This is a genomic window from Streptococcus sp. STC1396, assembly GCF_058933875.1.
In genome coordinates this window covers 49,188-70,282 of the sequence record NZ_JBZYCU010000010.1, presented here as the reverse complement: position 1 = coordinate 70,282, position 21,095 = coordinate 49,188, and the positions used below count along the sequence as shown (strand labels likewise).

General features: G+C 43.9%; 19 protein-coding genes and 1 pseudogene. 18 read left to right on the top strand and 2 right to left on the bottom strand.

The features are described from left to right. Positions 1-2,598: a C69 family dipeptidase gene (locus AC5FEC_RS04975; protein ID WP_493661489.1), complete on the top strand. Its 2,598-nt coding sequence runs from the start codon at positions 1-3 to the stop codon at positions 2,596-2,598. Between the two features lie 451 nt (positions 2,599-3,049). Here AC5FEC_RS04975 and galU read toward each other — a convergent pair whose 3' ends face one another. Then, entirely contained in the window at positions 3,050-3,958 is a 909-nt protein-coding gene (gene galU, locus AC5FEC_RS04970; protein ID WP_493661488.1) for a UTP--glucose-1-phosphate uridylyltransferase GalU, read from the bottom strand. A gap of 30 nt (positions 3,959-3,988) precedes the next feature. Beyond that, positions 3,989-5,005, bottom strand: a complete 1,017-nt coding sequence (locus AC5FEC_RS04965; RefSeq protein WP_493661487.1) for an NAD(P)H-dependent glycerol-3-phosphate dehydrogenase — start codon at positions 5,003-5,005, stop codon at positions 3,989-3,991. A 159-nt stretch (positions 5,006-5,164) separates the two neighbouring features. Here AC5FEC_RS04965 and AC5FEC_RS04960 point away from each other — a divergent pair, with 159 nt between their 5' ends. From AC5FEC_RS04960 to AC5FEC_RS04880, 17 genes and pseudogenes are all read left to right on the top strand, one after another. Continuing rightward, the gene (locus tag AC5FEC_RS04960) at positions 5,165-6,871 is read left to right on the top strand and encodes an ABC transporter ATP-binding protein (protein WP_493661486.1); all 1,707 of its coding nucleotides are present in this window, start codon (positions 5,165-5,167) and stop codon (positions 6,869-6,871) included. Position 6,872: 1 nt separating this feature from the next. Then, positions 6,873-8,642: an ABC transporter ATP-binding protein gene (locus tag AC5FEC_RS04955; RefSeq protein ID WP_493661485.1), complete on the top strand. Its 1,770-nt coding sequence runs from the start codon at positions 6,873-6,875 to the stop codon at positions 8,640-8,642. Positions 8,643-8,823: 181 nt separating this feature from the next. Continuing rightward, a complete protein-coding gene (locus AC5FEC_RS04950) occupies positions 8,824-9,513 on the top strand; it encodes a gamma-glutamyl-gamma-aminobutyrate hydrolase family protein (RefSeq protein WP_493661484.1) in 690 nt (229 codons plus the stop codon). A gap of 255 nt (positions 9,514-9,768) precedes the next feature. Continuing rightward, on the top strand, positions 9,769-10,218 hold the full coding sequence (locus AC5FEC_RS04945; protein ID WP_493661483.1) for an 8-oxo-dGTP diphosphatase: 450 nt from the start codon (positions 9,769-9,771) through the stop codon (positions 10,216-10,218). An 84-nt stretch (positions 10,219-10,302) separates the two neighbouring features. Continuing rightward, positions 10,303-10,746, top strand: coding sequence for a dUTP diphosphatase (locus tag AC5FEC_RS04940; RefSeq protein WP_493661482.1), 444 nt, complete (start codon positions 10,303-10,305; stop codon positions 10,744-10,746). 1 nt (position 10,747) lies between these two features. Beyond that, positions 10,748-11,263, top strand: coding sequence for a histidine phosphatase family protein (locus AC5FEC_RS04935; RefSeq protein WP_493661497.1), 516 nt, complete (start codon positions 10,748-10,750; stop codon positions 11,261-11,263). Positions 11,264-11,275: 12 nt separating this feature from the next. Next, entirely contained in the window at positions 11,276-12,637 is a 1,362-nt protein-coding gene (gene radA, locus AC5FEC_RS04930) for a DNA repair protein RadA (RefSeq protein WP_493661496.1), read from the top strand. 84 nt (positions 12,638-12,721) lie between these two features. Then, positions 12,722-13,417, top strand: coding sequence for a TIGR00266 family protein (locus AC5FEC_RS04925; protein ID WP_037616587.1), 696 nt, complete (start codon positions 12,722-12,724; stop codon positions 13,415-13,417). A 136-nt stretch (positions 13,418-13,553) separates the two neighbouring features. Further along, entirely contained in the window at positions 13,554-14,048 is a 495-nt protein-coding gene (locus AC5FEC_RS04920; RefSeq protein ID WP_493661481.1) for a beta-class carbonic anhydrase, read from the top strand. Positions 14,049-14,150: 102 nt separating this feature from the next. Next, complete coding sequence (locus AC5FEC_RS04915) at positions 14,151-15,017, top strand: ABC transporter permease (protein WP_493661480.1); 867 nt, start codon at positions 14,151-14,153, stop codon at positions 15,015-15,017. Beyond that, positions 15,014-15,772, top strand: a complete 759-nt coding sequence (locus tag AC5FEC_RS04910; protein ID WP_234550834.1) for an ABC transporter ATP-binding protein — start codon at positions 15,014-15,016, stop codon at positions 15,770-15,772. Before AC5FEC_RS04915 ends, AC5FEC_RS04910 begins: the two co-directional genes overlap by 4 nt. 665 nt (positions 15,773-16,437) lie before the next feature. After that, a pseudogene (locus tag AC5FEC_RS04905) lies at positions 16,438-16,787 on the top strand (alpha-L-fucosidase); the annotation flags it as partial. An 81-nt stretch (positions 16,788-16,868) separates the two neighbouring features. Then, positions 16,869-17,246, top strand: a complete 378-nt coding sequence (locus AC5FEC_RS04900; RefSeq protein ID WP_062201216.1) for a BlaI/MecI/CopY family transcriptional regulator — start codon at positions 16,869-16,871, stop codon at positions 17,244-17,246. A gap of 15 nt (positions 17,247-17,261) precedes the next feature. After that, a complete protein-coding gene (locus AC5FEC_RS04895; protein WP_493661479.1) occupies positions 17,262-18,740 on the top strand; it encodes a M56 family metallopeptidase in 1,479 nt (492 codons plus the stop codon). Between the two features lie 401 nt (positions 18,741-19,141). Next, the gene (locus tag AC5FEC_RS04890; RefSeq protein ID WP_493661478.1) at positions 19,142-19,873 is read left to right on the top strand and encodes a polyphosphate polymerase domain-containing protein; all 732 of its coding nucleotides are present in this window, start codon (positions 19,142-19,144) and stop codon (positions 19,871-19,873) included. A 13-nt stretch (positions 19,874-19,886) separates the two neighbouring features. Then, positions 19,887-20,570 (top strand): DUF4956 domain-containing protein, encoded by a 684-nt coding sequence (locus AC5FEC_RS04885; protein WP_493661477.1) that lies wholly within the window; start codon positions 19,887-19,889, stop codon positions 20,568-20,570. 86 nt (positions 20,571-20,656) lie between these two features. After that, a complete protein-coding gene (locus AC5FEC_RS04880; RefSeq protein WP_037616609.1) occupies positions 20,657-21,055 on the top strand; it encodes a hypothetical protein in 399 nt (132 codons plus the stop codon). The last annotated feature ends 40 nt before the right edge of the window (positions 21,056-21,095 follow it).

The following is a 21,095-nucleotide window of genomic DNA, read 5'->3' as shown; positions in this document are numbered from 1 at the left end:
ATGAAGAAGTTAACATTCAAAATTGTCATTGCTATAATGATAATTCTCTTGTTGCCTATTCAGGCTGTTCAAGCCTGCTGCGGCTTCATTATTGGTCGACAGTTGACCAAGGATGGAACGACACTTTTTGGTCGGACAGAAGACTACCCTTACTATCCAAATGGCGGGAAACACAACAAAAACTATGTTGTTGTAGATGCGAAAACCTATAATGAAGGGGATCAAATCCAAGATGAATCCAATGGTTTCACTTATCCTCACGCTGCCAGCGAGATGAGATATACAGCGACCTATGACTCTGCTCGAGGTGATGGTAGTAATGGAGCTTTTGGGGAACATGGCTTTAATGAAACTGGTGTTTCTATGACGGCAACCGTTTCAGCTAGTCCCAATAAACAAGTATTGGCAACAGACCCTCTAAAAGCGGATGGACTTCCAGAAGCAGCCATGCTGGACGTGATTTTGCCTCGTGTGAAAACAGCACGTGAAGGGGTTGAATTACTGGCAAAAGTGATCGAGGAAAAGGGTTCGGCTGAAGGCAATATTGTGGTCTTCGCAGACCAAAACGAGACCTGGTATATGGAAATCCTTTCTGGGCATCAATATGTAGCCGTGAAGGTACCAGAAGATAAATATGCAGTATTTGCCAATACCTATTATCTTGGTCATGTAGATTTGACAGATACAGAAAATGTCATTGCGTCAAAAGATGTTGAAAAAGTAGCCAAAGAGTCTGGAAATTATCAAACAGATAAAGACGGAAATTTCCACATTGCCAAATCATACGGACCTGCTAAATATGCTGAGGGAGATCGTTCTCGAACCTATGCAGGGATTACTTTGCTAGATCCAAAAGCGAAAGTGACGTATGAAGACGATGAGTACGAACTTTTCCGCTCACCAAGTGATCCAAATAAGAAGTATACTTTGGAAGATGCCTTTGCTTTCCAACGAAACCGTTTTGAACACTTGAATGGACGCTTTGTACCAGATGATCAAATTGGAGTTAAAAAACAAGGTGATGATGGAAGCAAGGATGAAGTGCGTCAAGATCAGTATAAATATGCACTTGGAAATGAAAACGTTATTGATGCCCATGTTTATCAGATCAATCCAAATCTACCAAAGACATTTGGTGGGACTGTCTGGCTAGGCTTGGGACCTTCTCGGAATACTCCGTACGTTCCATTCTATGGGAATGTGAAGGATACCTACCAAGCCTTTAAACCTCGAACAGAAACCTATGATCCGAATTCTTGGTATTGGACTGTTTGGCACATTGATCAAATGGCGATTAACAACCAAGATCTCTTTGGAAAATCTATCCAAAATCATTGGAAAGCGCTCGAAGAACAGTTAATGATTGAGCAGAAAGTTAGTGATGCTAAATATGCAGCTTTGAAAGCAGATGAGGCAGCAGCTAAGGATGTAGAAGATCAGGTAACAGCAGAAGCTTTGGCACGCTCTGAACGTCTCTTTAAGCAATTCAAACAATATGAAGCAGAGTTGTCTGGAACCTTGAAAGAAGCTGGAAGAACAGATGATCCGTATCGAGCTTCACTTCCGGATGATTACAAGGATCCAACAGACGAATCGAAACCGACAGAGCCAAGTACAGATCCAAGCAAGGAGGAGCCAAAGCCGACAGAACCAAGTACAGATCCAAGCAAGGAGGAGCCGAAGCCAACTGAACCAAGTACAGATCCAAGCAAGGACGAACCGAAACCGACAGAACCAAGTACAGACCCAAGCAAGGACGAACCGAAACCGACAGAGCCAAGTACAGATCCAAGCAAGGAGGAGCCTAAGCCGACAGAGCCAAGTACAGAGCCAAGCAAGGACGAGCCAAAGCCGACTGAACCAAGTACAGAACCAAGTAAGGCCGAGCCGAAACCGACAGAACCAAGTACAGACCCAAGCAAGGACGAGCCTAAGCCGACAGAGCCAAGTACAGACCCAAGCAAGGACGAGCCAAAGCCGACAGAACCAAGTACAGATCCAAGCAAGGACGAACCGAAACCGACAGAGCCAAGTACAGAACCAAGCAAAAATCAACCAAAGCCGACTGTACCGACGACAAATGGTCGCCCAGTCCTTCCAACTAACTCATATATTTTAATAGACCCTGCTACAGGTGTCATCTTGCAAAATCCAGATTTTGCTCAAGGTGGTTTTAGTTTAGTAGTTGGTGTTTTGAGTGATGTAGCAGCGCTGAAAGGGAAAGACTATAAAGCTTATGACATTCAGTTATCTAATCAAAATGGACCTGTTCATCAAATCAGCTCAACAGTCGTAACGATTCCAGTTGATCCAAACAAAGAAATTGAAGCAATTGTTGCAATTGGAGAAGATGGCAAGCTAGAAAACTATCAGTTTACTCTCAATGCAGATAAAACAAAAGTCACCTTCACGACTAATCATTTCTCTGCTTATGGTGTTGTTTACAAATCAGCTCCAAAAGTGATGCAAAAGGAAAATGACAGGAAATTGCCATCTACTGGTCAAACGATGTCCATGGTAGGGGTAATCGGAGGCGTCCTTCTGAGCGCACTTGGATTTGTCTTTTACTTAGAAAAACGCAGAAACCATAAAGCCTAATGGTACATGTAATTGTTAGAAAAACAAAAAGAGGCTACTAAGTGCCCTGACTCCAAAAAGTTGGACAAATCATTATTGAAAGGATTGGATCCTGTACTGCACAGGACTCAGTCCTTTTCATTTTGTTCCGTTTATTGTTGTAGTAAAAAATATAAGCGGTAGTAGCCCGTTTTAGTGTTTGATAAGAATCTTCATAACTAGTCCTCCTTCAGATTTCATAAACCAAAAGAAGGTTTCCATTATGCCATTATCAGAACGGTTGCCTTTGTGAACATCATACATTGCTTGAATCTAATTCCTGAGTTCTTTTTTTATCAGGGCTGTCAAGTTGTTTTTTAAAGTAGATATGCAGTTTATCTTCATAAGTTAATTTCATAATAAGAAAACACCCCAATTGCTAGATTTTGTGTCTAACTTTTGGGGTGCAGTTCAATTTCTAAACTCTATTTCTTTACTTATCAGATGATTCTGATCCGTCTAATTTTTTTCCCAAATCGATAATGTATTGCTTCAAATCATCTTTAACTTGCGGATGCTTGAGAGCATAGTCGATGGAAGTTTTCATAAAGCCAAACTTATCCCCAACATCATAGCGGTCGCCTTTAAATTCGCGGGCAAAAACGCGCTGAGTCTTGTTGAGGGTATCGATGGCATCAGTCAGTTGAATTTCATTGCCAGCACCGGGAGTTTGTTTTTCTAGGATTTCAAAAATTTCTGGTGTCAGCAGATAGCGTCCGATAATGGCCAAATCACTTGGTGCTTCTTCTGGTGCAGGTTTTTCAACAAACTTTTCAACGCTATACAGTCCATTGACTCCCTCACCTTGCGGTGCAATAACGCCGTAAGCAGAGACTTCTTCGTGAGGAACTTGCATAACTGCAATTGTAGATGCGTGGGTTGCCGCATAGTCATCCATGAGTTGCTTGGTTAGCGGTACTGCCTTGTCATTGGTAATATCCATCAAATCATCACCCAGCATGACAACGAAAGGTTCGTTTCCGACAAAGGCCTTAGCTTGCAAAACAGCATCTCCCAACCCGCGCGGATGACTCTGACGGATGAAATGTAGACCGATACCAGTGGTTTCATCCACCAACTTGAGTAAGTCGTTCTTACCTTTTTCTTTAAGGTTGTATTCTAGCTCAAAGTTGGAGTCAAAGTGGTCTTCGATCGAGCGTTTTGACTTCCCTGTGACAACCAGAATGTCTTTGATTCCAGCCTTGAGGGCTTCCTCGACGATAAACTGAATAGTTGGTTTGTCAACGATGGGCAGCATTTCCTTGGCTAGAGCCTTAGTGGCTGGCAAGAAGCGGGTACCGAGACCGGCAGCAGGAATGACTGCTTTTCTGACTTTTGACATAAGTTTCTCCTTTATAAATAATAGTGCGAATTAAGACCACTCATTTTCAGCTTTGAATTCATTGCTCATCATATCATGAATGGCATCTTTGATATTATGTTCCTCATAGATGACCTTGTAGATGGCCTGAGTGATGGGCATATAGACATCCAGCTCTTGAGCTAGTTCATAGGCAGCCTTGGTGGTAGAGATCCCTTCGATAACCATGCCCATATTGGCTTCAATATCAGCTAATTTCTCGCCGCGACCCAGCGCATCGCCGGCCCGCCAGTTGCGAGAGTGAACAGAGGTTCCTGTGACAATCAAGTCACCGACACCAGAAAGACCGCTGTAGGTCAGAGGGCTGGCTCCAAGCTTGACACCCAATCGGGTAATTTCAGCCAGACCGCGTGTGATAATGGCAGCCTTGGCATTGTCACCATAGCCTAGTCCGTGGAGAGCTCCGGCTCCAACTGCGATGATATTTTTCAGAGCGCCGGCTGTCTCTACCCCGATGACATCGGTATTGGTGTAGAGGCGGAAGTAGTGGTTGCTGAAGAGTTCCTGTACATACTTAGCGGTCTCCAAGTCCTTGGATGCTGCGGTAATCAGAGTAATATCGCGGACAATAGTCTCCTCAGCATGGCTGGGGCCTGAAACGACGACAATTTCGCTGCGCAGTTCTGTTGGGATTTCTTCTTCCAAGATGGTTGAGATTCGTTGGTGGCTGTTAGGCTCCAATCCCTTGGAGGCGTGCATGATTTTCACCTTATGGTCCAAGGTCTGCGCTACTTGTTTGGCTACCAGTCGGGTTACTTTAGTCGGCACTACAAAAAGCACAGCATCCACGTTCTCCAGAGCATCTTTTAAGTCATGATAAGCCTTAATTTCTTCGCTCAGCACAGCATCTTTGAAATAGCGTTTGTTTGTATGCTGGTTATTGATTTCGTCAATCTGCTCTGCAATATTGCCCCAGATACGGACTTGGTGTCCGTTGTCATTAAGGACTTGTGATAGAGCGGTTCCCCAAGAGCCGGGGCCAATCACAGCAACTCGTTGTTTATCCATGTTTTCTCCTTACTTCAAGACTCCAGAATGGGCGGAATCAGTTTTAGAGTTCTATACTTTATTTTACCACATAATATACGAAATTTCTTGCTTGACATTGTATTTATCTATGATATAGTAAAAAAGCTAAGCAAAAGTAAGAGAGAGTCAGGAGGGAATATGTTTTTTAAAACCTTATCACGCTATAAATGGTTTGTACTTGGGTCAATCACAATGGCCGCCCTGATGATTGCCAGCTCGCTGCTCCAGCCTTGGCTGCTGAAACGTATACTAGATGCGCTCCAGTCAAACAGTGGCCAGACAATTTCCAGTACAGGAGCCTGGCTGATCGGTATAGGAATAGTTGGTTTGGTTGCTGGAGGCATCAATGTCATTATAGCGGCCTATATTGCTCAGGCCGTTTCCTCTGACCTTCGTGAAGCAACTTTCCGTAAAATTCAGACCTTCTCTTATGCCAATATTGAGAAATTCAATGCCGGAAATCTTGTTGTTCGGATGACGAATGATATCAACCAAGTGCAAAATTTGGTGATGATGGTTTTTCAGATTCTATTCCATTTGCCCTTGCTGTTCATTGGCTCAGTCATCTTGGCTTTGATGACCCTACCATCACTGTGGTGGATCATTGTCCTATTAATTGTGCTGGTATCGGGATTGACTGCTTTAATGATGGGTTTGATGGGACCTCGTTTTAGGAAATTTCAAGTTCTCTTAGAAAAGATGAATAGTATTGCGAAGGAAAACCTGCGCGGTGTACGTGTAGTCAAATCCTTTGTTCAAGAGCAGGAGCAATTTAAAAAATTTAGCCAGGTTTCTGATGATTTGCTTTCGCAAAATCTTTTCATTGGCTATGCTTTTTCTATTGTCGAGCCGATTATGATGTTTGTTGGATATGGAGCAGTATTTTTAGCAATCTGGGCTCTTTCAGGCATGGTCCAAGCAGATCCTGGAATCGTCAACTCAATTGCTTCTTTCGTTGGCTATTTAAACCAAATTATCTTTACGATTATTATGGTTGGATTTTTGGGGAATACAGTAACTCGGGCTCTCATTTCAATCCGCCGAATCAATGAAGTTCTAGATACAGCACCAGCTATGGTATTTAAGGATGTTCCTGATGAAAAACTAGAAGGTAGCCTCACTTTTGAGCATGTGACCTTCACCTATCCGACAGACGAAGAACCAATACTCAAAGATATTAGTTTTGAAGTACAAGCGGGTCAAATGATTGGTGTTGTCGGAGCGACTGGGGCGGGAAAGTCAACCTTGGCTCAGCTCATTCCTCGTCTCTTTGATCCACAGGAGGGTTCTATCATGATTGGTGGCAAGGATTTGCGCGACCTGAGTCAGGGTACCCTTCGTAAAAATGTATCGATTGTTTTGCAAAAAGCAATCCTATTCAAGGGAACGATTGCAGACAATCTACGTCAAGGGAAGTTAAATGCTTCACTGCCTGAGATGGAGCGAGCTGCTCAGATTGCTCAGGCTAGTGAGTTTATCAACCGAATGGAAGATACTTTTGAGAGTGAAGTTGAAGAGCGTGGGAATAATTTCTCTGGTGGGCAAAAACAGCGGATATCGATTGCTCGCGGAGTTGTCAATAATCCCAATATCCTCATTCTAGATGATTCCACCTCGGCATTGGATGCCAAATCTGAAAAGCTGGTTCAGGAAGCTCTGAATAAAGAGCTGAAAGGGTCAACAACGATTATTATCGCCCAAAAAATCAGTTCGGTAGTCCATGCGGATAAAATTTTGGTCTTAGATCAAGGGCAGTTGATTGGTCAGGGTACCCATTCTGAATTAGTTGCGACAAATAAGATTTACCGTGAAATCTACGAAACGCAAAAAGGAAAGGAGGACTAAGATGCGGACGATGAAATTTTTCTGGCAGTATTTTAAACACTACAAACTGTCATTTGTAATAGTTATCCTCATGATTCTCCTGTCCACAGTGCTTCAAGTTCTTTTTCCGATTTACGTTGGTCAGGTCGTTCAGAATCTTGTTGAGCTGGGCTCCGCTTTCGCCGATAATCAGAATACAGAAAGGATTCTTACTGTGTTTGGAGGCATTATGTGGGACTTGTTTTTCACTTTTTTGTGTCTGTCTCTTTCCAGCATGATCTATATGACCTTGATGTCTCGCGTCATTTCTCATTCGACCAATGAGATGCGCAAGGGCCTGTTTGGCAAGCTGTCCAAGATGACAGTTGCTTTCTTTGACCGCCATCAGGATGGAGACATTTTATCGCGCTTTACCAGTGACTTGGACAATATTCTTCAGGCTTTGAATGAGAGCATGATTCAGGTGATGAGAAACATCTTTCTTTATATTGCTCTAGTCGTGATTATGTTTGCCCAAAATGCAAGCTTGGCTTGGATGACCGTAGCGAGCACACCTGTTGCCCTTCTTGTCTTGATCATGATTGTCAGGCTGGCTCGTAAATATACAGACCTCCAGCAAAAAGAGGTCGGGAAACTGAATGCTTATATGGATGAGACAATTTCGGGCCAGAAGGCTGTGATTGTTCAAGGTATGCAGGAGGAAGTGATTAAAGGCTTTGTCGCCCAAAATGATAGGGTTCGTTCGGCAACTTTTAAAGGTCGTGCCTGCTCAGGGCTGCTCTTTCCGGTTATGAATGGGCTGAGTCTTATCAACACCGCGATTGTGATTTTTGTAGGTTCGGCTATGTTGCTGAATGATTCGAGTATTGGTACTGCGGTTGCGGTCGGATTGATTACAACCTATTCTCAATTTTCTCAGCAGTACTACCAGCCTATCATACAGATTGCTGCCAGTTGGGGGAGCTTACAGCTTGCTTTTACTGGCGCTGATCGGATCCAAGAAATGTTTGAAGCACCAGAAGAGGTTCGGTCTGAAAATGCACCTGCTTTCACAGAGCTTAAAGAAGGAGTCGAGATCAAGAATGTTGCTTTCTCTTATCTGAAAGGTAAGCCGATTTTAAAAGATGTCAGCATTTCAGCACCCAAGGGCAAGATGACAGCTGTTGTTGGCCCGACTGGCTCAGGAAAGACGACGATTATGAACCTGCTCAACCGCTTTTATGATGTAGACAGTGGTAGTATTGGGTTTGACGGTCTCGATATTCGAGACTATGAGCTAGACAGCCTACGGAGCCATGTGGGCATTGTCCTACAGGATTCGGTGCTCTTTAGCGGTACGATTCGGGACAATATCCGCTTCGGTGTGCCGGATGCCAGTCAGGAGATGGTCGAAATCGCTGCGCGTGCGACCCATATTCATGAGTATATCGAAAGTCTGCCAGACAAATACGATACTCTGGTGGATGATGACCAGAATATCTTCTCAACTGGACAGAAGCAGCTGATTTCCATTGCCAGAACCCTGCTGACAGACCCGCAAGTCTTGATTTTGGACGAAGCGACTTCCAATGTCGATACGGTAACAGAGAGCAAGATTCAGCAGGCCATGGAAGCCATTGTAGCTGGCCGGACCAGCTTTGTCATTGCTCATCGCCTCAAGACAATCCTAAATGCTGACCAGATTATCGTCCTCAAAGACGGAGAGGTTATCGAACAGGGGAATCACCATCAACTCCTCAAACTCGGCGGCTTCTATTCAGAACTTTATCATAACCAGTTTGTGTTTGAGTAGGAAGTAGAGATATATTTTCAAACTCTCGTTTGTGCTTGTAGTGCATCCGAGAGTTTTTTATTTGAGAGGATTACCGAGTCTTTGATAAAAAAATTTTATAAGCAGCTTAAAAAAAATCTATTGGACGACTGAGAAAAGGCGTGGTAAGATATACTATATCAAAATAAGGGGGAATTACGGTATGTGCAGAACAATTGTTGGAATTTCAGCCAATCTTTGTCCAGTTGATGAAGCTGGACAAAATATTCACACCTCTGTTTCACGCAAGTTTGTGGACGGCGTACGAATGGTTGGTGGCCTGCCGATGGTGATTCCCGTTGGGGATAAAAGTTTAGTTCAGGATTATGTTGAAACCATTGACAAGCTGATTTTGTCAGGCGGGCAAAATGTTCACCCACAGTTTTATGGAGAAGAAAAGACCATTGACAGCGATGATTACAATCTGGTTCGTGATGAGTTTGAGCTGGCTCTTTTGAAGGAGGCCATTCGTCAGGATAAGCCAGTCATGGCTATCTGCCGCGGTCTGCAGTTGGTTAATGTCGCTTTTGGTGGCACACTCAATCAGCAGATTGACAATCATTGGCAGGGGCAGCCATTTGGTACTTCGCATTCCATTCGCACAGAGAAGGGCAGCGTCGTGGAGCGTTTATTTGGTCAAGCCAGCCAGATTAATTCTGTCCATCGCCAAAGCATCAAGGACTTGGCGTCCAATTTCCGAGCAACTGCCTTTGACCCCAGAGATAATACCATCGAAGCGATTGAGGCTGTGGATGGCAGTCGTATCATCGGCCTTCAGTGGCATCCAGAGTTTTTGATCAACGAAGAAAAGGGCAATTTAGAACTATTTCAATATCTTTTGCAAGAATTATAAATTCTTAAATTATTTTTAGCTAATTTTAAGATAAGCTTTATATAATATAACCATCAAATGAAGACCTCCTAACTTTATTTGATGAAATCCTAAAACTTTTCTTTTTCATAATAATCTCCCTATAAGAACCGCCCAATCGGCGGTTTTTTTGCTGGAAAGGCTGAGAAATCTGGATTTTCAGCAATTTGATGTCTTTTATGTTATAATGAGTCACAAGTAGGCCGAGCGAATCGGTTGCTAGATGGAGGAGCAGAGATGTCAAGAGCGGAGCGAGTTATTTTAACAAATATGTGTATGGTTTACGATGGAGACCGCATTTTAGTGCAAAATAAAGTAAATGATGATTGGACCGGCCTTTGCTTTCCAGGCGGCCATGTTGAACATCGTGAATCCTTTGTCAAGTCAGTGATACGGGAAATCAAGGAGGAAACAGGTCTGACCATCTATGAGCCTTGCTTGTGTGGTGTCAAGCAGTTTTACACTGAAAAAGCTGAGCGCTATATCGTTTTTCTTTACAAGACCAATCGTTTTGAGGGAGAACTGGTTTCATCCGACGAAGGCGAGGTGTTCTGGATTAACCGCGAAGACCTTGGCCGCTATTCGCTGGCCTTGAGCTTCAAAGAAATGTATCAAATTTTCACATCAGATTTGACGGAGCAGTTTACCTATCTGGATAATGGAGAGATCATCAGAGATCTATACTAGGGAGAACCGCCAATCGGCGGTTTTTTTGCTTGTTTTTTGCGAATTTAGTATAATAGGGACAGTAAAAATAGAAAAGAGAACTGTATGAAAATTCGCGGGTTCGAGCTGGTTTCCAGCTTTACAAATGGAGAGTTGTTGCCCAAGAGAGAGACGGCTCACGCAGCAGGATATGATTTAAAAGTGGCAGAGCGCATCATCATTGCGCCGGGGGAGATTAAGCTGGTTCCGACGGGTGTCAAGGCCTATATGCAGCCGGGCGAGGTGCTTTACCTCTATGACCGCTCGTCCAATCCTCGTAAAAAAGGTCTGGTTTTGATTAACTCCGTTGGGGTTATTGATGGTGACTACTACGGCAATCCTGGAAATGAAGGGCATATCTTTGCTCAGATGAAAAACATCACAGATCAGGAAGTGATTCTCGAAGTTGGCGAACGTGTGGTTCAAGCTGTCTTTGCACCATTTTTGATTGCAGATGGGGATGTAGCCGACGGTGTGCGGACTGGCGGATTTGGCTCTACTGGGCATTGAGATGAAAGTGATTTTTGTGCGCCATGGAGAACCAGATTATTCACTCTTGGAAGAGGCTGGTTATACTGGTTTTGGATTAGATTTGGCTCCCTTGTCGGCTGCTGGTCGTCGGATGGCGACAGAGGCTGCTGCTAATCCTTTGCTGCGTTCAGCTGACTTGCTGGTGTCTTCTGCAGTGACGCGGGCTTTAGAAACAGCATCATATATGGCTTGTGCTACTGGACTTCCTCTGAGAGTAGAGTCTTTGCTACACGAATGGCAGGTTTATGAAACGGGAAGAGAGAACTTTGAAAAAGCTCGAAGCCTGTTTTTAGAAAGCAATGGGGAGCTACTTCCCAATAGCCCTTTTCAGTATGAGACGGTTGAGGAGATGAAGGCTCGTTTTGTAGACTGTATGGCAAGGTATCGAGACTACCAGACAGTAGTCGTTGTAGCCCATCGCATGCTGATCCGTCAGTTTGTACCTGATAAGCAGATTGATTTTTGCCAGTTTGTTGAATGTGAATTAGAAATATAAAGGAGGTCTACCATAGCTAAGAAAAAAACAACCTTTGTCTGTCAAAATTGTGAATACCATTCGCCCAAGTATCTAGGCCGCTGTCCTAACTGTGGCTCTTGGTCTTCTTTTGTTGAGGAAGTAGAGACCGCTGAGGTCAAGCATGGCCGCGTTTCCTTGACGGGCGAAAAGACCCGTCCTATGAAGCTGGCTGAGGTCACTTCGATTGATGTCAACCGGACCAAGACAGAAATGGACGAGTTCAATCGTGTGCTGGGTGGTGGTGTAGTGCCAGGCAGTCTGGTTCTGATTGGCGGGGATCCTGGTATCGGGAAGTCCACCCTGCTTCTGCAGGTATCCACCCAGCTTTCTCATCAGGGCACAGTCCTTTATGTCAGCGGGGAGGAATCAGCTGAGCAGATTAAGCTGCGGGCGGAACGGCTCGGTGATATTGACAGTGAATTTTATCTCTACGCCGAGACCAATATGCAAAACATCCGCACCGAGATTGAAAAAATCAAGCCTGATTTTCTGATTATCGACTCTATTCAAACAGTTATGTCGCCGGAGATTTCCAGTGTTCAAGGCTCTGTCTCTCAGGTTCGAGAGGTGACAGCTGAGCTCATGCAGCTGGCCAAGACCAATAATATCGCGACCTTTATCGTTGGTCACATGACTAAGGAAGGAACCTTAGCAGGTCCCCGCACGCTAGAGCACATGGTGGATACCGTGCTTTATTTTGAGGGCGAACGCCAACACACGTTCCGTATTTTACGGGCAGTTAAAAATCGCTTTGGTTCGACCAATGAAATCGGCATTTTTGAGATGCAGTCTGGCGGGCTAGTCGAGGTGCTCAATCCAAGCCAAGTCTTTCTGGAAGAACGACTGGACGGCGCGACAGGCTCTTCCATCGTTGTAACTATGGAAGGGACGCGGCCGATTTTAGCAGAGGTGCAGGCTTTGGTGACACCGACCATGTTCGGCAATGCCAAGCGGACCACGACTGGACTGGACTTTAACCGAGCCAGCCTCATCATGGCAGTTCTGGAAAAGAGGGCAGGACTCCTCCTGCAAAATCAAGATGCCTACCTCAAGTCTGCTGGCGGCGTCAAGCTAGATGAACCAGCCATTGATTTGGCGGTAGCGGTCGCCATTGCTTCCAGCTACAAGGATCTGCCGACCAATCCTCAAGAGTGTTTTATCGGTGAAATTGGCCTGACTGGTGAAATCCGTCGGGTTAATCGCATCGAGCAGCGCATCAACGAAGCAGCAAAGCTGGGCTTCACCAAAGTCTACGCTCCTAAAAACTCTCTGAACGGTCTCAAAGTTCCAGACAATATCCAAGTCATCGGTGTGACGACGATTGGGGAAGTTCTGAAAAAGGTTTTTGGCTAAATTTTATTGTCAGACTAGTTTTTGTTTGCAAAAATATTTTTCCAATGTTATAATCTAATCATATAAAAACACGGAGGTAAGATCATGAGATTTTCCATGGATAGCAATATGCAATTCCCACTCGTTGACCTACACCTAAATCAAGGTGAGACAGTATTTATTCAGCGTGGCAGTATGGTCTACCACACGCCTAATGTAACCTTGAACACCCAGCTCAATGCTAGCGGTTCTGGTTTGGGACGCTTTGTCAAAGCAGTTGGGCGTTCGATGGTGTCTGGCGAAAGCACCTTCATCACGCAGGCGGTCGCTCAGTCGGATAATGGCTTTTTGGCTCTGGCGCCGGATGCTCCTGGTCAGGTCATTCCTCTTTATCTGGGAGAGAAGCAGTATCGGCTCAATGACGGAGCTTTTCTGGCTCTTGATGGTACGGCTTACTATACGATGGAGCGCCAGTCTGTTGGCAAGGCTCTCTTTGGCGGTCAGGGCGGTCTCTTTGTTATGACGACCCAAGGGCAAGGCACACTTTTGGCCAATGCTTTTGGCTCTATTAAGAAAATTGAACTGAATAACCAAGAAGTGACCATTGACAATGCCCATGTAGTAGCTTGGAGCCAGTCTTTGGATTATAATATCCATCTGGAAAATGGTTTCTGGCAGTCTATCGGAACGGGAGAAGGCGTAGTCAATACCTTCCGAGGTACTGGAGAAATCTATGTTCAAAGCCTTAATCTTCAAACCTTTGCAGGCTCACTCAGCAAGTATATTCCAAAAAGCTCATAAAAAGACAAACTAGGACAGGTGCTGAATTTATCTGTCCTAGCTTTTTTATAAAAAAGCTAACAGCTGACAAATGACCGAAAAGATGGTAAGATAAGAGAAAATTATTTGATTATCAAAGTATCTACGAGGGGGAAAAATGTCTTATTTTGAAAATTTTATGAAGGCCAATCAAGCTTATGTTGATCTGCATGGAACAGCACATCTGCCTATCAAGCCCAAGACCAAGGTGGCAATCGTGACCTGCATGGACTCTAGGCTCCATGTGGCTCAGGCTCTGGGACTGGCACTAGGAGACGCCCATATCTTGCGCAATGCTGGCGGTCGAGTGACGGAGGATATGATTCGCTCGCTGGTTATTTCGCAGCAGCAGTTGGGCACGCGGGAAATCGTAGTCCTGCACCATACGGATTGTGGAGCACAGACTTTCAAAAATGAAGAGTTTACTGCTTTTCTCAATCAAGAGCTGGGCGTTGATGTTAGCGGTCAGGATTTTCTTCCATTTACAGATGTGGAGGAAAGTGTACGTAAAGATATGAAATTGCTGCGGCAGTCACCACTGATTCCCGACGATGTAGAAATCTCAGGGGCAGTTTACGATGTGGACACAGGACGGATGACAGTGGTTAAGTGAATAGTCAAGGAGCCAATTTCTTTGTTTGCGCATCAACATTGAAATTGGCTGCTTTTTTGTGTTAAAATAGGAATACGATTTTAATTTAGTTAGGACAATAAGATGATTCTTTCCATTATTTCACAAGGGCTGGTCTGGGCCATTTTGGGTCTGGGGATTTTCATGACCTTCCGGATTTTGAATTTTCCAGATATGACGACTGAAGGTTCCTTTCCTCTAGGTGGAGCGGTAGCCGTCACCTTGATTACCAAAGGGATGAACCCTTTCTTGGCAACGGCAGCTGCGGTACTGGCAGGCTGTCTAGCAGGTTTGGCGACAGGGCTTCTCTATACCAAGGGCAAGATTCCAACCCTGCTATCAGGGATTTTGGTCATGACTTCTTGCCATTCCATTATGCTTATGATTATGGGGCGGGCTAACCTAGGTCTGCTGGGAACTCGGCAGATTCAGGACTTTTTGCCCTTCTCTGGAGAAATAAACAATCTCCTGACAGGCTTGATTTTTGTCAGTCTAGTCATTGCAGCCCTGCTCTTTTTCCTAGATACCAAGCTAGGGCAGGCCTATATCGCGACTGGAGACAATCCTGATATGGCACGTAGTTTCGGTATCAATACTGGACGCATGGAATTGATGGGCATGATCTTGTCTAATGGCGTCATTGCCTTGTCTGGTGCTCTGATTGCCCAGCAGGAAGGCTATTCAGATGTGTCTCGCGGGATTGGGGTTATCGTTGTCGGCTTGGCGAGTCTGATTATCGGGGAAGTTCTCTTTAAGAGCCTGACCTTGGCTGAACGTCTGATTACCATTGTAGTTGGTGCCATTGCCTATCAGTTTCTGATTTGGGGTGTCATCGCTCTTGGTTTCAATACGAGCTATCTCCGCCTCTACAGTGCGGTTATCTTGGCAGTTTGCCTCATGATTCCGACCTTGAAAAATAAATTCTTTAAAGGAGCTAAGTTAAGCAAATGACAGCGATTGTAGAATTAAAAAATGCCAGCAAGCGGGTCAATAACGGCTTTGATGAAGAAAAGGTCATCCTAAACGATGTGTCGCTGGAGATTCATGAGCATGATTTTATCACGATTTTGGGTGGCAATGGGGCAGGTAAATCGACTCTTTTTAATGTCATTGCCGGTACCCTCCCTCTGAGCAGTGGCAGTATTTATATCCTGGGTGAGAATGTGACCAACTTTTCACCTGAAAGGAGAGCCAAATATCTGTCGCGTGTTTTTCAAGATCCCAAGATGGGAACGGCCCCTCGGATGACAGTGGCGGAAAACCTGCTGATTGCCAAGTTTCGTGGCGAATCCCGCGGTCTAGTCCCTCGTCGGCTGAATAGCCACCGGCAGGAATTTCAGGAGACCATCGATAAAATTGGCAATGGTCTGGAAAAACATCTGGATACACCGATTGAGTTTCTCTCTGGTGGTCAGAGACAGGCTTTGAGTCTACTCATGGCGACGATCAAGCGCCCAGAACTGCTTCTTTTAGACGAGCATACGGCAGCGCTGGATCCCAAGACCAGTGTGGCCCTTATGGAGCTAACTGACGACTTTGTTCGCAGAGACCAGCTGACGGCCCTCATGATTACCCACCACATGGAGGATGCTCTCAAATATGGCAATCGCCTGATTGTCATGAAGGAAGGCCAGATCATCCAAGACCTCAAGCAGGAAGAAAAAGCCAAGATGACCATAGCGGATTACTATAGCTTATTTGAATAAGATTGTGAGCTGATATTTTCAGCTCTTTTTAGTTGCAAAAATTATTTAAAAAATTTATATTTTTTGATTGTAAACGCTTGCATTTTTCTGTGAAGAGGAGTATAATATAAGTAAAGATAGGGAAAGGAAAAAATTAATTTCGCATTCGATTTGCTTTGCTGATAAATATAGTTGTTTGTAACATATAAGTAGTTGCTTTACTGGACTATTGGTTAAATCATTAGATAGGCCTGCTTAGCTTATCTGATTATGACGGTGGGATAGAAAGTAGAAGCTTTTAGATGGTTTTCAGACTTCGAGATATTAATCAATAGTTGCTTTATTATAAATGTTTTTGATGCTAAGATAAAAGAAAATCATTAGCGGTTAAAGGAATTAAAAATTTAATAAATTAAATAATCAACAATCAAGTTGTTGTTCAGTTCCGAATGAGATGAACTGAATGTTCTCAAATATCAGCAAGGTAAGTCAGACCTCTAGCCGAGTAAAGCTAGAGGTCATTTTCTTGACTCTTTGTCAACTGTAGTGGGTCGATGTCAGCTAGCATCTGGAGAAGACTGGATTGGTTCTCTCCTTTTTGATATTCAAAGCGATGAGGATTCTAGTTGGGATGGGGAAGATGGGCGCTCGTTCTGGACACACCGGCTAATCCAAAAGGAGGAATAGTGAAGAAATTGGAAGAGCTTTCGGATTTTGGTCCCTTGCCTTCGGCAGCTCAACTGGCTTATCATCTCATCGAGATGAATTGGCGATTTTTATCCATTTTGACATCAATGCTTTTTATGAGCAGGAGTGGAGGAATGGTCAAGAAGATCCCAAGCGTTTCAATCCGACTAAACTGAATACAGACCAGTGGATTAGGGTTATGAAAGAAACAGGTTTTAAATGAGTCATTGTCGTGGTCAAGCATCATGATGGCTTTGTTCTTTATCCGAGTCGCTATACAGACTATACGGTGGCTGCTAGTCCGTGGAGAGGTGGCAAGGGTGACCTCTTGGCTGAGATTTCCCGCTCTTTTTTTACATAATGATTGACTTTTTTGTTAGACATGTGTAGAATAAAGTTAGAAATAGCCTTTAGAAAGTATATAAAAACAATGAAAAGTTCAATGAAACGTTTGCCAGATGGTGAATTTGCTATCTTAAAGATTATTTGGCATTTGCCAAACCCAACGACTTCAGCCCAAATCATGGAAAAACTGGGAGAAGACAACCATTGGAAACCTCAAACTTTGTTGACGGTCTTAGCACGCTTGACGGAAAAGGGATTTTTAGAAAGCGTCCGCAAGGGGCGTGAAAGGCAGTACACAGCCTTGATTTCGGAGGAGGAATACCTAGAAGTGGAAACGTCAGACTTCCTGAAGCGCTACAGCGGTCATTCCATGGGTGGTTTTGTCAAAACACTTTTTTCGTCTAATTCATTTTCAGAAAATGAACTAGATGAGTTGCGTAATCTCCTGAATCAGAAAGAGTAAGATGAGGTAATAGCCATGAAACAGCTCCTTTTGTCCTTCCTGCTGACCAGTCTTTCGACATCAATTTTGGTTCTTTTGCTAAGTCTTCTTTTTGCGGCTTTAAAGACCAAGATTTCGGTCAAGGTCAAATATTTTATCTGGTTTCTGGTCCTGCTGAGTTTTCTTGTCCCATTTCGTCCCCAATTGGGCTCAGGCTTGATTCGGCTGAATGCTGGACCGACTGTTCAGACGGCAGTCACTGCTGTTGGGACAGATGGAGCACAAGGAAGTTCGCAAGTAGCTGAAAAAGCTGCCCAGTCAAATCTGTGGGAGGCTTTTCTAAGGCTGCCGTGGTTTGAAATTCTCTTTGTTGTCTGGCTGGTCGGCTTTGCCTTTAGCTTAGGTAGGTATGTTTATTCCTATATTCGCTTCAGAAAGATGTTGCAGCGTTGGGGGACAGAGGTTCGGGACGAGGGAACGCTTGCTCAGTTGCCGATTGTTCAGCAGGAAATGGGGATGAACAGCAAGATTCGTCTGCTTCACTATCCTATGACTCAAAGTCCGATGTTGCTTGGTTTCAGAGATATTTTGATCGTCTTGCCAGAGCTGGACTATACAGAGGAAGAGCTACAGTTGATTTTCAAGCATGAGCTGACTCACTACAAGCACCGAGATATTTTGGTCAATCTCTTAGGGATTCTTGCTAGGAGCTTGCATTGGTTTAACCCAGTTGTTCGCTTTGCCTGTCGAGAGATGCAAGAAGTAGGAGAAATGTACTGTGACTATGATGTTCTAAGCAGTCGAGATACGGAGTATCGTACTTTTTATGGCGAAACGATTCTGACCATGATCGACCGCAGCAAAAAGAGCCCTATTGCCCTGACGACTTGCTTTTACTCCGACAAGTTTAATCTTAAGCGGCGGATTATTGGCATTATGGATAGTCGCCTGCCTAAAAAGTTTTTATCCACTGCCTTTATAGTGGCAGCTCCTTTCCTTTTGCTGCTGTCTAGCTCGGTCTTTGCCTTTGAAAGTCCAGATGTCCAAGTGCAAAAGAGCAAGCCTGTGACCAGTCAGAAGCAGTCTCAGGGGCTCAGCCAGAGTCAAGCTCTAACTGCGGCCCTAAAAGAACTGTCTCTTGCTGAAAAGGATGTTAAAGACCTGCAGGTTGTGCGTGAAAAAGATACTTATAAAATTCGTTTTTCTCACGAACAGACAGTTCATGAGATTATTATCAATGCTAAGGATGGGAAGCTTCTCCAGTCCAAGCAGCACACCACTATCGAAAAGACAGTGACAGTCGAGAAAGAAGTCAGTCCTTCCTCATCGGCTACTGGAGCCAATCCAGCCAACAATGAAACTCCAGTCACAGGACAGACGGGAACAGCCAGTTCTTATAGTACGGGCACTGGTGCCGGCGCGACAACAGTACAGCCCTCTGCCCAGAATACGGTTTCTCAGGATGATCCAGATACTGATGATGATCAGGACGATGACGATGATGACGATGATTAGATAAAAGAATTCTGCTGGTCTAAGTTTCTTAAAAGCTTGGTCTGGTAGATTTTTTTATTTTTTCAGGTTCTTTGAAAAGTTGATGTTAGATCTCCTTAACGAACTTCAGCTGCTCGCACCAACAATCTTTCAGTCCGTTTTCTAACCTAAATTTGCTTTTCTTTAATTATTAGAGGAGACTCGTTCATTTTTTTAGAAAAATCACTCATTTTGCTCTTGACTTTCAAGAACGACAAGTGTAGAATATAACTATAAACTACACTTGTAGAAAGTCTTTTGAAAATACTGTTAGGAAAGGAGAAGACAGATATAGCTTAGCCAGATGCTTGTGAGATGTAGAGCGGAAGCTCTCTTTCTTTTAAAAAGAAAAACTACATTTGTAGAACAAAAGGAGAATTTAAATGAAACAAAAGCAAATCCAAACCAACTTCCAACGTATCGAAACCAAGTATATTTTAGACCGAGCAATGCTGGCTCTGCTGGAGGCTGAGATGCAGCCTTACCTGATTCCAGACGATTATGCGACTTCGACAATTTCCAATGTATATTTTGACAACGATGATTTCCAGATGATTCAGGATTCGATTGCCAAAAAGGGCGGGCGTGAAAAGTTGCGGATGCGGACTTATGTGGAAGAACCAACAGATGATAGTCAGGTATTCTTGGAAATCAAGAAAAAATGTGATGAAGTAGGTTTTAAATACCGTCTAGTTTCAAATCTAACGTCTGTTGTCAATTATATTGAGAATGGTCTAGCAGATCAGACTATTTCTGACGAGCGTGTTAAGGCAGAAGTGGAAGAGCTGCAGGAGCGTTATGTGGACTTGAAGCCAAAAATGGTGATTAGCTATGAGCGCTATTCGATGAAGGGGTTAGAAGACAAAAAAGTTCGTGTGACGGTCGATTCCAATATCCGTTATCGAGATTATGATGTAGATTTAACATCAGGTCGCTATGGCTTACCTTTGTTGGAAGAGGGTCAGGTGATTATGGAAATCAAAATTTCCGGTCAATATCCTCAGTGGTTGGCGGATATCTTAACTAAGTATGGTATTGAGGATCAGTCCTTCTCAAAATATGGCAGAGCCTATCTGAAAATGAAGGAAAGAATGGCTCAAACGCTCAAGTCCTAAGGAGGGATAGCCTATGCTTGATCAGCTATTTAACAGTATTTATTCCTCGACCGAGGTAAAGATTAATCTCTTAGCTCTACTTTTTTCTCTGGCAATCAGCTTAGTTTTGGGAATCGTTTTGGCCAAGGTTTATAAGCACCAGACCATCTATACCAAAGAGTTTGTCATCACTCTTTCCCTTTTGCCGACGATTATTTCTATGATCATCTTTTTGGTCAATGGCAATCTGGGTACCAGTGTCGCCGTAGCGGGGACCTTCAGTTTGATTCGCTTCCGATCGGCAGCAGGAGGCTCCAAGGAGCTCTTGGCTATCTTTATGGCGACAGCGATTGGGATTACGACAGGTATGGGCTTTGTAACTCTTGGGATTGTCTTTACTCTCTTTATTTCCTTGGTTTGGTTGCTCTTTGAAAAGATGAGTTTTAGCTCTGTGAGTCAGACCAGACGCTATGTTCAGATTCAGATTCCGGCTGATTTCGACTATGAAGTGCTTTTTGAAGCTCTCTTTGAAACGGCCTGCAAGTCGGTTGAGTTGACCTCTATCCAGTCAGCTGCAAAGAAGACCATCAAGCTAGACTATGTCATTGATTTGGATCCTGAGGTAAGCGACAGGGAGCTTATTCAGCAATTCCTGCGCTATGATCAGATTCAGGATATTGCTTTTTCCAAAGCCGCTAAGAAACGCAAAACTCTCTAAACGAGAAAAGACCAGCTGTTCTTAATATTGTTAAAGAATATTTGAAGTAGTATAATATTAAAAAATTTAATAAAAAGGAGAACGACGTGAATAAATTTTTACGACTAGCCTTTATCCTGCTTATTCTTGCTATGCTGGGAGCAGCTATCATTCAGATTTTCCAGCCCCAGTTATTAGGGAAGGAATCCGCTTATGGCCTTTCTCCCTATTGGCAAAGGGAAATCGGCTTCTGGAATCTAGCCTTGCTACCTCTCTTAATTGGGAATCTCATCCGCTACGACTGGTTTTACCTACGGTTGACTTTGACAGCCCTTATCTTGGGTGGTCTAGGCTTTGGGACCAATCACTTATTGGGTTACCTGCAAGTGGCTAATGGCGCTAATCTCTTAGGTTGGGTAGAGAATTATTTTCTAGTCTTACTCTGGTTGTTGGGCTGGTATTTGGAAGTGAAGAAAAGAAAGAAAAGTGATGAGTCTAGTTTCTAGTAAGACTAGACTCATCATTTTTTACTCAAGATAAATTGCA

Excerpts from the sequence above, each read along its gene's own strand:
- AC5FEC_RS04960 (WP_493661486.1), top strand. The coding sequence starts at position 5,165 with ATGTTTTTTAAAACCTTATCACGCTATAAATGGTTTGTACTTGGGTCA.
- AC5FEC_RS04885 (WP_493661477.1), top strand. The coding sequence starts at position 19,887 with ATGCTTGATCAGCTATTTAACAGTATTTATTCCTCGACCGAGGTAAAG.
- galU (WP_493661488.1), bottom strand. The coding sequence starts at position 3,958 with ATGTCAAAAGTCAGAAAAGCAGTCATTCCTGCTGCCGGTCTCGGTACC.
- AC5FEC_RS04900 (WP_062201216.1), top strand. The coding sequence starts at position 16,869 with ATGAAAAGTTCAATGAAACGTTTGCCAGATGGTGAATTTGCTATCTTA.
- AC5FEC_RS04975 (WP_493661489.1), top strand. The coding sequence starts at position 1 with ATGAAGAAGTTAACATTCAAAATTGTCATTGCTATAATGATAATTCTC.
- AC5FEC_RS04920 (WP_493661481.1), top strand. The coding sequence starts at position 13,554 with ATGTCTTATTTTGAAAATTTTATGAAGGCCAATCAAGCTTATGTTGAT.
- AC5FEC_RS04965 (WP_493661487.1), bottom strand. The coding sequence starts at position 5,005 with ATGGATAAACAACGAGTTGCTGTGATTGGCCCCGGCTCTTGGGGAACC.
- AC5FEC_RS04935 (WP_493661497.1), top strand. The coding sequence starts at position 10,748 with ATGAAAGTGATTTTTGTGCGCCATGGAGAACCAGATTATTCACTCTTG.
- AC5FEC_RS04955 (WP_493661485.1), top strand. The coding sequence starts at position 6,873 with ATGCGGACGATGAAATTTTTCTGGCAGTATTTTAAACACTACAAACTG.
- AC5FEC_RS04895 (WP_493661479.1), top strand. The coding sequence starts at position 17,262 with ATGAAACAGCTCCTTTTGTCCTTCCTGCTGACCAGTCTTTCGACATCA.
- AC5FEC_RS04910 (WP_234550834.1), top strand. The coding sequence starts at position 15,014 with ATGACAGCGATTGTAGAATTAAAAAATGCCAGCAAGCGGGTCAATAAC.
- AC5FEC_RS04915 (WP_493661480.1), top strand. The coding sequence starts at position 14,151 with ATGATTCTTTCCATTATTTCACAAGGGCTGGTCTGGGCCATTTTGGGT.
- AC5FEC_RS04890 (WP_493661478.1), top strand. The coding sequence starts at position 19,142 with ATGAAACAAAAGCAAATCCAAACCAACTTCCAACGTATCGAAACCAAG.
- AC5FEC_RS04950 (WP_493661484.1), top strand. The coding sequence starts at position 8,824 with ATGTGCAGAACAATTGTTGGAATTTCAGCCAATCTTTGTCCAGTTGAT.
- AC5FEC_RS04925 (WP_037616587.1), top strand. The coding sequence starts at position 12,722 with ATGAGATTTTCCATGGATAGCAATATGCAATTCCCACTCGTTGACCTA.
- AC5FEC_RS04940 (WP_493661482.1), top strand. The coding sequence starts at position 10,303 with ATGAAAATTCGCGGGTTCGAGCTGGTTTCCAGCTTTACAAATGGAGAG.
- AC5FEC_RS04945 (WP_493661483.1), top strand. The coding sequence starts at position 9,769 with ATGTCAAGAGCGGAGCGAGTTATTTTAACAAATATGTGTATGGTTTAC.